Here is an 11,281-nt window from a genome sequence, read left to right as displayed (position 1 = left end):
CAGACGGACGTACGGTAGTCACACAAGATTCACACGTGGCATGCAGGATGCATCGGCCACGACAAGGTGGCCATTCGGGAGGGGCGTCTCTGGCAGTAGGAGAGAACCGATGCCCCGTCGCCTGCGAGACTGCCTCATTTTCGGGCTGTTGCTGCTCGCAACACAAGCCCTAGCGGTTCCGGCCAAGGCCGAACGCGATCCCTGCCCATCACCCGGTACTGTCGCCGTCCGCGAGGATGGCATGCGCCTCGTCTTCACCGGCGAGGATCCCGTCGAGGACGGGCTCTGCCTCGTGCGCATGGGCGAGAACACCCGCCGCCTGCTGTTCGGCTTCTGGGCCCCCATCGGGCCTGACCTCGACGAGGCGCGCTCGGCGCTGACGCGGCTGCTTGCCGGCGGCCCCGGCACGGTGGTGACCATCCGCGAACACGTCGTCACCGACAGCTGGGTCGAGACCTGGGAGCGGGGCGGGGAGGAAATGCTCACCCTCGCGTCCGGTCCGCGGCGCACGATCATGCTGGTGCGGCAGATGCGCCTGCATGGGCCGACCGGTTTCCGCGCCACCGCGCGCTACTGGATCGATTCCGATACGGGCGTGGTGCTGCGCACCGCGCACACGCATCTCGAGGGGATGCGGCTTCCCTACCGCGACCTCGCCATCACCCATCTCGACCCGAAGGGCTGACACGTCAGGCACCAAGCGCTGATCCTGCCATTGCCGGGCGCCATGATGGGCGCCCGGCTGACAGCGTGTGAGGAACGGCACGCGATGCAATCGACGATCGTTCCCGCCCATGGTCCACCACGCGCACGCCATGCTATGCGTTGCGGACGTGGAGGGGATCGGGGTGATCAACGACGTTCTCGCATCGCTCGGCAAGTTCGCCGCTGACCAGCGGGTGATTGCAGCGGTCGCGCTTACGGCCCTCACCGCACTCTGCTTCAGCCTCGTGCTGACACCCAATCCGCTGCTCGTCTCGCCCATGCGGCTGCTGATCCTGGCACTCTTCTGGCTCGCGCTCGTGTGGCTGGTCCAGGCCGCGTATCTGCGCCTTCGGCGACACGGGTAATGCGACGCACCGTCGCGCTGCTCGGGCTCCTCGCACTGGTTGCCTGCACGGCGCCTCCGCTGGCAGACGAGGCGGCACCGGCGCCTGCCCCTGCCCCAGCGCCGTCCCCGCCGCAAACCACGGCCGCCGGGCGGCACGACGCGGAGGCCGACAGCATCCTCGCCGCCATTGCTGGATCGTTCCGGCTCCGCGGCATCGCCATGCGCGGCAGCAGCCCGGCCGCTGCGCAAGCCCAGGCGCGTGGCACCGTGCCGGTGCAGCTGCCACCCACCGAACGGGCCGATGGTGCGGCGCGGCTGCGCACCTACATCCTCGCCACCGACATCGTCTCCGTTCCTCGCCCGACCCTCGCGGCCGCCGTGTGCGCGTGGCGGTTTGCGCTCGATGTCTCACTGTCGGAGGCGCCGGGCCCCGTGGCGCGGCCGGCCGAGGTGGCGGCGACGCCCGATGTGAACCTGCTGATCCTGCCGGTGCGCGAGCCTCTCGCCGCCGCCGCCGCCCCACGCGCCTTCGCCGATGTGTACGATCATGACCGCGCGCGGCTTCTCCTTGGCGCTGCAGGCGTGCGCGACGACGGGCTCTTCATCGTCACCGTCTCCGGCCCCCCGCTCGGCGCGACCACGGACGAGCGCACGGGCGGGCAGGGCATCGTCGTCGAGACGCTGACCGGCTGGTCGCCCGATCTCGTGCATGCCTGGATCCGCGAGACGCGGCGGCGCGTGCGCGAGCCTGGCGGCTGGTCAGCGCAGAGCCTGCGGCAGCGCCTGCTCACCGTCGCGCACGGGCTCGACATGGCGGGAAGCTTCGTCGGGCCGTTCTTCCAGCTCGTCGGCGTCGCGAACGCGCAAGGCCGCGCCCCGCCGCTGCCGGACGGCTGCGGCTAGAGCAATATCCGCCTACGTTTCCTCGCCAAGCGATCCGTAAGCGGGTGACATGCTCGCCAACGCATGGCTGGACCGTGATCCGATCCGCTACTCCTCCGCCGGCAGGTCGAGCGTGCGCGCCTCGGGCAGCCGCGAGGGGCGGCCGGCACTCGGCAGCGGCGCCGGCGCCACCCAGGGACGATCGCCGCGCAACGCCCGGTCCGACACGACACGCACGCCGCCATCGGCGGTGAACCAGGCCGCGTGCGCGCCCTCGCGCCAGACGCTGAACCGGTCGATCATCGGAGAGGGCCGGCAGCGGCCGCGCAGCGGTTCCGCCGCGACGACGAGGGTGGCATCGTCGCAGCGCGCCTCGTGCGGACCTGGGCGAAGCAGCAGGATCGCCTGCCCGGCAGGCCCGCGCAGGGTGCAGGATTGCGCCGTGCAGGTGAGGTTGCCGCGCGTTCCCTCCGCCAGCGTGTCGAGTGCCGGGACGGCGAGGCGGGCGGCGATCATCTCGCGCTCGATCCGGCTCGCCCCCGAAACGGCCTGCGCCGCGTAGCCGGTGTCGGTGCGCATTGCGATGATCCGTGCCGTCGGGTTCATGATCAGGTCGGGCTGCGCGACGACCCAGGGGCTGGCGAGGCCAAGCACGAGCGGGACGATGCCGAGCACCGCCGCCCGGCCGCGGCAGAGCGACAGCGTGAGCAGCCCGCCAGCGACGGCGAGGATGCCCCAGGCCGGCATGGCGGGGGTGAGCGGCGCGGCACCTGGCCATGATGCGACCGTGCGCGCGGCCCACAGGATCGCGCCGACCGCCCAGCCCATCGGCACGAGCGCCAGCCCCTCGAGCCCGAGCGGCATCAGCAGCAGCCCGAGAAGCCCCGCCGGCATCACCACGATGGAGGTCAACGGCACGGCGAGCGCGTTGGCAGCGATCCCGTAGATCTGCACGCGCTGGAAATGCCAGGCCGCGAACGGCGCGGTGGCTGCGGACGCGACGAGCGAGGTGAAGCAGAGCAGGAGAAGCCCCGCCGCAAGCCGTGCGGGCAGGCCCTTGGCCGCGCGCACCCTGTCGAGCCACGGCTTGCCGAACTCGTAGGCGGCGATCAGAGCGAGCACCGCCCCGAAGCTCATCTGGAACGAGGGACCGAGCACCGCTTCGGGCTGGAACGCGAGCACCACGATCGCGGCGAGTGCGAGAGCGCGCATGCCGATGCCGTGGCGGTCGAGCAGCACGGCGAGCGCGAACAGGGCCGCCATCGCCACCGCGCGCTGCATCGGCACCTCGCTGCCGGTCAGCAGCATGTAGCCGAACGCCGCGATGATGCCCGCGACGGCCGCGACCTTCTTGGCGTGCACGATCAGGGCAAGGCCCGTGACCGCGAGCAGCAGCCGCACCGTTCCGAACACCACGCCGGCCACGATCGCCACATGCAGCCCCGACACCGACAGCAGGTGTGCGAGCCCTGAATCGCGCATCGCGGCGAGATCGGCGGTCGGGATGGCGGCACGCGCGCCGGTCAGCAGGGCTGCGGCCACGGCCCCATCGGCGCCCGCAACGGCAGCACCGACGCGCGCGAGCACGACCTGCCGCACGCCGGCCAGCCAGAGTGACGCCCCGCTCTCGGCCCCCTGTGCCAGCACCGTGACGGGGCCAAGGGCGGTGCCAACGGCGCCGAGGCCATCGAAATATGCGAAGCGCTGGAAGTCGAACCCACCAGGAACGGCGGGCGGGGCAGGGGCGCGCAGCAGGGCGCGAAGCTGGATGCGATCGCCAGGCCCAAGCACGCTGGCATCGCCGTCACGCAGCCTCACCCGGATGTCGCGGCCGAACGCGGCGTCACCGATCGTTGCGCCGCCGAGACGGACGCGGCGTCCCTCGGGCAGTGCCTCGACCTCCTTCACCGTCGCGGTCACGATCACGGCGCGCGTCGGCACCTCGGCGAGCGGCGGGAGAGTGGCGGTGCGGAGCTGTGCAGCGCCGAAGCCGACGCCCGCGGCGCAGAGGATGGCGAGCAGCAGCCGCGGCAGCGGCAGGGCGCGGCAGAGGAGCGCCCCGGCAAGGGCGGCAAGCGCCACCGTCCCGCCGATCCAGCGCGCAGGCTCGGCGCCGAGGGCGAAATAGGCGACGCTGCCCGCACCCATCGCCACGGGCACCCAGAGCAGCAGCCGGACGCCGCCACCCAGCATCGCGAGCGCGGCCAGGGGCCGGGCGAGCCCCGCCTCGGCAACGCGCGCACCGCTGATGGGTTGGGCGAAAGCCATCGTCTGCGTGCAACCTCCGCGCGCAGACTACCGCATTCGCCCGGCTTTCGCGACAGCCCCGCTCAGAACGTGACCCTGTCGCCGCCCTTCAACGCGAGCATCTCGCGCGCTTCGGCCGGCGTGGCGATGCCGATGCCGAGCTCACGCAGGATGCGGGCGATCTTGCCCACCTGGTCGGCGTTGCTTTTCGCGAGCTCTCCCGGGCCAAGCCAGAGGCTGTCCTCGAGCCCGACGCGCACGTTGCCGCCCTGGATTGCCGCTGCGGTGACGAGCGGCATCTGCCGCGCGCCTGCCGCCAGCACCGACCACTGATACTGATCGCCGAACAGCCGATCGGCCGTGCGCTTCATGTGCTGCATGTCCTCGGCATGCGCGCCGATGCCGCCCAGGATGCCGAAGATCGTCTGTACGAACAGCGGCGGGGTGACGAGCTTGCGATCGAGGAAATGAGCCAGCGTGTAGAGGTGCCCGACATCGTAGCACTCGAACTCGAAGCGCGTGCCGTGACCTTCGCCCAATGTGCGAAGTATCTCCTCGATGTCCTTGAATGTATTTCTGAAAATGAAGTCTCGGCTGTTCTCAAGATGCGCCCGCTCCCACGCGTGCTCGAACTCCTTGTAGCGAGCGAGCATCGGGAACAGCCCGAAATTCATCGAGCCCATGTTGAGGCTGCACATCTCGGGGCTCGCGGCGAGCGGGGCGGCAAGCCGGTCGGCCACGCTCATGCCCTGGCCGCCGCCGGTGGTGATGTTCACCACCGCATCGGTCGCCTGCTTGATGCGCGGCAGGAAGCCCATGAACACGGCAGGGTCCGGCGTCGGCCGCCCGTCCTTCGGGTCACGGGCGTGGAGGTGGAGGATGGCCGCACCGGCCTCGGCCGCGGCGATCGCATCCGCCGCGATCTGGTCCGGCGTCAGCGGCAGGTGGGGCGACATCGAGGGGGTGTGGATCGAGCCTGTCACCGCGCAGGTGATGATGGCCTTCCGACCTTGCCGCCCCGTCTGACCTTTGGCCGTCGCGCTCATCCCGCCGCCTCCCCGTGCTGTTCTGCACCGGACGCTACTCCGTCACGCAGATGCTGCGAAGCGGGTCGCCGTTTCCTATATGCTGCATGGCAATGAGGACCGATCAGCAAACGCCGCGACAGGCACGCCCCCCGTCACCCTGGTGGCCGCGCCGCGACCCCTGGCGCCAGCAGGGCCCCGCGATGCCGCCCGCACCGCTGCCGGCGACGCCCGGCGACCAGCCCCCGCCAGGCCTGCCGCCATCGCCGCCGATGCTGAACCGCATCGCCGGCGCCATCCTGCTCGCCGCCACGCTCGGGCTCGCGTCTGTCCTGGGCTTCGTCGCAGCCATCTGGGGCGTGGTGTCTCCGCTGGTGCGGATGGTGCAGGGAGGCTTCTCGTGATTTCCCCCCCCAGCGACGATTTGTGGGAGCGTGCCCGGCGGTTTCGCCATGGCCAGCGCGGCTGGTCGCTGTTCGTGCTCTCCGCTCCGCTGATCGGCGCCGCCATCACCGGCCTCGCCACCGGCAACCTCAACGTCCTGGTCGGTGCTGGGGGAGCGTGGGCGGTGATCGTTGCCGGTACCATCGCCGCCCGCCGCGGCTTCGCGGCGGAAGCCGAGGGCAGGCCGGCGCCTCGACGCTTCCGCAGCAGGTTTGCGGTCATGGTGGGCGCGGGCACCGCGCTTGCGGCCTATCTTGCCGCCGGCTCGCCCCTCATCGTCGCCGGGCTGTTCGGCCTTGGCGCCGCCGCCGGCGTGAGGCTCCTCTACGGGCCCGACCCCGTGCCGCCCGCGCCGAAGGAGCCCGAGAAGCCGCTCGAGGGCGATGCGGCCGTCATCGCCGAAGCCAAGGCCCGCATCACGCGCCTCGAGGCAGCCGCCGCCGTCGTGCCGCAGCGCGATTTCGCGGAAGCCATCGCGCGCATCGCAGCACTCGGCCGCCGCATCGTTGCCGAGGCCGAGGGCGACCCGAACGACCTTCGCCGCGCGCGACGCTTCCTCGCCATCACCCTCGAAGGGGCGGAAGGTGTGGCGAACCGCTACGTCGAGACGCATCGCGGCCTCGCCTCACCCGTGCTGGAGCAGAATTTCCGCACGCTGCTTGCCGACCTCGAACAGTCCTTCGCGCAGCAGCTCGCCAGCCTGAAGGAGAGCGACGTGCGCGCGCTCGACGTCGACATCGCGGTGCTGCAGCAGCGGCTTCGCGAGGAAGGCATGGTCGACGCGACAGAACGAACGTCGACAGTACAATCCGGGGAAAAGGTGCCGCGATGACCGAGACGACAACGACGACAGAGACCAAGGCCGACATCGTGATGACGCCGCCGCCCGCGGAGACGCTGCCCGCCATGACGCCGGAGCGCGAGGCGCGCATCACCGCGCTCGCTGCCACGGTGGCGGAGGCCGACAGCGATGCCATCCTCGCCTTCGGCGTCTCCTCCCAGGCGCGGGTGACGAAGGTCGCCGACGAGATGCTCGATGGCGTGCGCAACAAGGATGCGGGTGCCGCGGCAGCGCCGCTGAACGAGATGGTCGCGGTGCTGCGTGGGTTCGACGCGGGCGATGCGGGGGAGGAGCGCAGCCTGTTCGATCGCCTGCTCGGCCGCGCCAAGCCGGTGGTCAAGGTGTTGCAGCGGTACGAGACGGTGCAGAAGCAGATCGAGGACAGCATCATCACGCTCGAGAAGCACAAGGACACGCTGCGCCGCGACATCGTGAACCTCGACCGCCTCTATGACGGCACGCTCGGCTGGTTCCATGACCTCGCCGACCATATCGCCGCCGGCGACCGCGCGCTCGGCCAGCTCGACACAGTGGCGATCCCCGCGCGCGAACAGGCGGCGACGAGTGGCGACATGCTGGCGGCACAGGCGCTCCGCGACCTGCGCAGCCGGCGCGACGAGCTCGAGCGGCGCGTGCATGACCTGAAGCTCACCCGCCAGGTGGCCATGCAGGCGCTGCCCGCCATCCGCGTGGTGCAGGAGAATGACAAGGCGCTCGTCTCCAAGATCACGTCCACCATCGTCAATACCGTTCCGCTCTGGAAACAGCAGCTCACCCTGGCCGTGACGATCGCCCGCGCCCGCGAGGCCGGCGGCGACCTGAAGGCGGCGACCGACCTCTCCAACGAGCTGCTGACGGCCAATGCCGATGCGCTGCGCATGTCCAACGCCGAGATCCGCACGCAGGTCGAGCGTGGCGTGTTCGACATCGAGGCGGTGAAGCGCGCGAACGACCAGCTCGTCGGGACGATCGAGGACACGCTGCGCATCGCCGACGAGGGCCGCGCCCGCCGCCGCGCCGCCGAGACGACGCTGGTCGGGCTCGAATCCGACCTGAAGCGGAGCCTCACCTCAGCCAAGGCCCGGGTGGCAACGCCGCCCCCGGGCTGACCGCGCGAGGCCCACCGCCCAGGAGCCGGTGCAACGCAGCCCCGCGTTCCTGGAATTGACGACGGCAAGAACAACGCCCCTCGGGAAAGGGTTTGGCAACCTCCGCCTGTCCACTGTGTACAGGCGAGAACCGAGCCCTCACGAGGAGACTGTTTCGATGTTTTCCACGATTGGCCGCCTGAATGGTCGGCTGAAGGTTTCCACGCGGGTGTTCGGCGGGTTTGCTGCCGTGCTCGCGCTGCTCGGCGGTCTCTCGACGCTCGCCGTCGTCCAGTTCCGCGCGATCGACAAATCCGTCGATACGGCTGCCAGGATCAACATCAATGCCCTCGCGCTGGGCGAGCTCGCGACCGAGTTCGCCGATGGGCGCCGTCTCGTCGCCCGCTTTGTCGATCAGGGCGGCGAACAGAACCGCGCCATCGTTGCCGCTTCCTTCGTCGAGCAGCAGAAGCATATCGCAGCGATCATCCCGCGGTTCGAGAGCCCCGAGCGTGCCGCCATGGCCCGCCAGACCCAGGACCTTCTCAGGGAATACGAGCGCAACGCCAATGCGGCCGCTACCGCCCGCGCGGCGTTCACGGTGGCGGCGGAGGCCATGCAGAGCATTGGCCGCGAGATGCGCCAGACGGTCGCCGGCGTGTCCGAGCGTGCGATTGCGCGCGGCGACTACCAGGTCGCGGCGCTCGCCGGCGTCGCGCAGGAAGAGGTCGGCCTGGTGCGGATCACGGCCAGCCGCCTGTTGGAGCAGCCGGACGCTGCCCAACTCGCGGAGCTGAACACCAGGATCCAGGACCTCCGGAAGGATATCCAGGCCGTCATTGCTTCCACGACAAATGAGGCCGACCTCGCCGCGCTGCGCAGCCTGCTGCCTGTCGTCGAGCGCTACGCCGCAGCCCATCGCAACGGCATGGCCGCGCAGGCGGAGATGACGCGCCTCATCACCGTTGTCGGGACAGGCCTCGCCGACCGGGTGGAGCAGGGGTTCACTGCCCTGGCCGGGGCGCAGCGCGCGGCGGTGTCTGCGATCAACGCTTCGGTCGACGATATGATCACGAGCACCACGCAGCTGATGATCATGCTCGGCGCCGGCGCGATCGCGCTCGGCCTCCTTCTCGCCTGGGGCATCGGCCGCGGCGTCGCTGGCCCGGTCACTGCCATGACGGGTGCCATGACGGCCCTCGCCTCCGGCAAGCTCGAGACCGAGATCCCCGCCCGCGACAACACCGACGAGATCGGCGCGATGGCCAAGGCGGTGCAGGTGTTCAAGGACAACGCCATCGCCGTGAAGCGAATGGAGGAGGAGGCCAAGGCCGCCGCTGTCCGCGCCGAAGCCGAGAAGAAGGCGGCGATGAAGAAGCTCGCCGACGATTTCGAGGCAGCGATCGGCGGCGTCGTGCAGGCGGTCTCCTCCGCGGCGACCGAGATGCAGGGCTCCGCCAAGAGCCTCACGGCCACCGCAGAGCTTACCTCGCGCCAGGCGACGACGGTCAGCGCCGCGACCGAGCAGGCCTCGACCAACGTGCAGACGGTTGCGGCGGCAACGGAGGAGCTTGCCGCGAGCGTCGGCGAGATTAGCCGCCAGGTCGGCACGTCGAGCGGCATCGCCAACCGCGCCGTCGAGCAGGCCCGCGACACCGACGCGAAGATGCAGGGCCTCTCGGCTGCTGCGAGCCAGATCGGCGATGTCGTGCGCCTGATCGGCGACATCGCGGGCCAGACCAACCTGCTGGCACTCAACGCCACGATCGAGGCGGCGCGTGCGGGCGAGGCCGGCAAGGGCTTCGCGGTGGTGGCGTCCGAGGTGAAGAACCTCGCCGCCCAGACGGCGAAGGCCACCGAGGAGATCGGCGCGAAGGTGGGCGAGATGCAGGCCGTGACGGCCGCGAGTGTCGCTGCCATCCGCTCGATCGGCGAGACGATCACCGAGATGAGCGGCATCGCCTCCTCCATCGCATCGGCCGTCGAGGAGCAGGGGGCGGCGACGCAGGAGATCGCGCGCAACGTGCAGGAGGCGGCACGCGGCACGCAGGACGTTGCGTCGAACATCGGGGGCGTGACGGAAGCCTCCGCCGAGACCGGTGCTGCGGCCCACCAGATGCTCGGCGCCGCGGGCGAACTGTCCGACCAGGCAGCGATGCTCAGGCGCGAGGTCGATCGCTTCCTGGGCGACGTCCGCGCCGCCTGATCGATGACGCTCCCTCGGGCACATGCCAGCGCCCGGGGGAGCGGTCAGGCCCGAAAGCGGTCAGGCCCGAAAGCGGTCAGGCCCGAAAGCGGTCAGGCCCGGGAGCGAGCGGTCAGGCCGCGTCGCTTCCCGCGAGGCTCCGGCGGAGCTTCCTCACGCCGAACCAGATTGCCGCGGCGATCGCCGGCACCGCGATGACCGAGGCCCATTTCGGCGCGTCCGGCAGGCCGAGCGCCGGCAGCCCATCGACCGCGATCTTCATCAGGCTCACCGCATAGTAGGCGATCGCGAAAGTCGAGAGGCCCTCGACCGCCTGGCTCAGCCGAAGCTGGGCCGCGGCACGCTTGTCCATCGCCGCGAGAAGGTCGCGGTTCTGCCCCTCGAGCCCGACCTCGACGCGCGTGCGCAGCATGCCGCCGGCGCGCGCGATGCCCTCGGTCAGCGCACGCTTCCTGCGCGAGACGGCGGCACAGGTGCGCAAGGCGGGCGTGAAGCGGCGATCGAGGAACACGCCCATGCGCTGCACGCTCTCGAGCCTGTCCTCGTTCAGCTCCTCGATGCGCGCGGCGACGAGAGCGCCATAGGCATCGGTTGCCGAGAAGCGGAAACGGCTCGATGCCGCCAGCGCCTCGGCCTCGGCCGCGAGCTTGGTGAGCTGGTCGAGCAGCTTGGCATCATCGGGGGCAGGCGCGGCGGTGGCGGCGACGGTCGCATCGAGGCTGCGCTCGAGCGCGGCAAGACGCGGCGTCGCCTCGCGCGCCATGGGCAGGCCGAGGAGGGCTGCCATCCTGTAGTGCTCGATCTCCATCAGCCGCTGCGCCATGCGGCCGAGTCGGCCCGGCGTCAGGCGGTTGGCGTAGAGCACCATGCGGACGAAGCCATCGTCGGCGACACGGAAATCGGTGAACGCCATCGCGTCGCCATGGCCGAGCGCACCGCCCACCACTTCGCCGGCGAATGCGCCCGGTGGCGGCACCGTGGCGGCACCAGGAAGGATGCGCAGATGCAACGCGCTGAGCCTCTGGCCCCGCACGGTCTCGAGGAAGGCCTCCGCCTCCGGGTGGGTGGCTGACCAGGCGCGATCGGGCGGCTGGCCCTCGTCGCTCTCCTGGCCTGCATCGGGCTCGGCGTCGGTCAGCACGGTGAAGGACTGGAACTCGCCGTGCCGTTCCCAGCGCACCACCCGGCCGGCGATCGGCACGATGTGGTGCCGCGCCCCGGGCGGCGGATCGGCCGCGCCATGGGCACGGCAGAAGGCGGCGAAGGCGTCACGGTCAGCCTCCGCCCCGCCTTCCTCGGCGACGAGGACGACGTGGCTGAGTGCTGCCGGGGCGGTGATGCGGAGGTGGGGCCGGGCGTGAAGCTCGGCGTTCAGGGCGGCGCGAAGCGGATGATCCTGCATCGCCGCACACTGCCACGCGCAGCGGTTGCGGCGGAAGCATGCTTGACCGTCGCGCGTGGTGCCCTTGACCGCTGCGCTTGGGCGGCTTTCCATCG

Annotated in this window: 10 protein-coding genes; 7 read left to right on the top strand and 3 right to left on the bottom strand. The window is 70.8% G+C overall.

The genetic code is table 11. The features are described 5' to 3' along the window. Positions 1 to 109: 109 nt before the first annotated feature. The 3 genes from Q0C38_RS11940 to Q0C38_RS11930 all read left to right on the top strand — a co-directional run bounded on the left by Q0C38_RS11940 (position 110) and on the right by Q0C38_RS11930 (position 1,954). A complete protein-coding gene (locus Q0C38_RS11940; RefSeq protein ID WP_291297322.1) occupies positions 110 to 685 on the top strand; it encodes a hypothetical protein in 576 nt (191 codons plus the stop codon). Positions 686 to 833: 148 nt separating this feature from the next. Continuing rightward, a complete protein-coding gene (locus Q0C38_RS11935; protein WP_291297321.1) occupies positions 834 to 1,070 on the top strand; it encodes a hypothetical protein in 237 nt (78 codons plus the stop codon). After that, entirely contained in the window at positions 1,070 to 1,954 is an 885-nt protein-coding gene (locus tag Q0C38_RS11930) for a hypothetical protein (protein ID WP_291297320.1), read from the top strand. Before Q0C38_RS11935 ends, Q0C38_RS11930 begins: the two co-directional genes overlap by 1 nt. Before the next feature lie 87 nt (positions 1,955 to 2,041). On the opposite strand, the gene Q0C38_RS11925 is transcribed toward Q0C38_RS11930, so the two are convergent. Both Q0C38_RS11925 and Q0C38_RS11920 read right to left on the bottom strand, forming a co-directional pair. After that, positions 2,042 to 4,201, bottom strand: coding sequence for a ComEC/Rec2 family competence protein (locus Q0C38_RS11925; protein WP_291297319.1), 2,160 nt, complete (start codon positions 4,199 to 4,201; stop codon positions 2,042 to 2,044). 62 nt (positions 4,202 to 4,263) lie between these two features. Next, complete coding sequence (locus tag Q0C38_RS11920; protein ID WP_291297318.1) at positions 4,264 to 5,226, bottom strand: 3-keto-5-aminohexanoate cleavage protein; 963 nt, start codon at positions 5,224 to 5,226, stop codon at positions 4,264 to 4,266. Between the two features lie 182 nt (positions 5,227 to 5,408). On the opposite strand from Q0C38_RS11920, the gene Q0C38_RS11915 reads away from it, so the two are divergent. The 4 genes from Q0C38_RS11915 (at position 5,409) to Q0C38_RS11900 (ending at position 9,784) form a co-directional block, all read left to right on the top strand. Further along, complete coding sequence (locus Q0C38_RS11915; protein WP_291297317.1) at positions 5,409 to 5,609, top strand: hypothetical protein; 201 nt, start codon at positions 5,409 to 5,411, stop codon at positions 5,607 to 5,609. Then, complete coding sequence (locus tag Q0C38_RS11910) at positions 5,606 to 6,481, top strand: 5-bromo-4-chloroindolyl phosphate hydrolysis family protein (RefSeq protein ID WP_291297316.1); 876 nt, start codon at positions 5,606 to 5,608, stop codon at positions 6,479 to 6,481. The genes Q0C38_RS11915 and Q0C38_RS11910 overlap by 4 nt, the downstream gene beginning before the upstream one ends. Continuing rightward, positions 6,478 to 7,599, top strand: a complete 1,122-nt coding sequence (locus Q0C38_RS11905) for a toxic anion resistance protein (RefSeq protein ID WP_291297315.1) — start codon at positions 6,478 to 6,480, stop codon at positions 7,597 to 7,599. Before Q0C38_RS11910 ends, Q0C38_RS11905 begins: the two co-directional genes overlap by 4 nt. Before the next feature lie 157 nt (positions 7,600 to 7,756). Next, positions 7,757 to 9,784, top strand: a complete 2,028-nt coding sequence (locus Q0C38_RS11900; protein WP_291297314.1) for a methyl-accepting chemotaxis protein — start codon at positions 7,757 to 7,759, stop codon at positions 9,782 to 9,784. A gap of 112 nt (positions 9,785 to 9,896) precedes the next feature. Here Q0C38_RS11900 and Q0C38_RS11895 read toward each other — a convergent pair whose 3' ends face one another. After that, positions 9,897 to 11,186, bottom strand: a complete 1,290-nt coding sequence (locus Q0C38_RS11895; RefSeq protein ID WP_291297313.1) for a DUF3422 family protein — start codon at positions 11,184 to 11,186, stop codon at positions 9,897 to 9,899. Positions 11,187 to 11,281: the final 95 nt, after the last annotated feature.

It is taken from the genome of Elioraea sp. (assembly GCF_022842375.1).
Classification (GTDB): domain Bacteria; phylum Pseudomonadota; class Alphaproteobacteria; order Acetobacterales; family Acetobacteraceae; genus Elioraea_A.
This window is presented reverse-complemented; position numbering and strand designations above follow the sequence as displayed.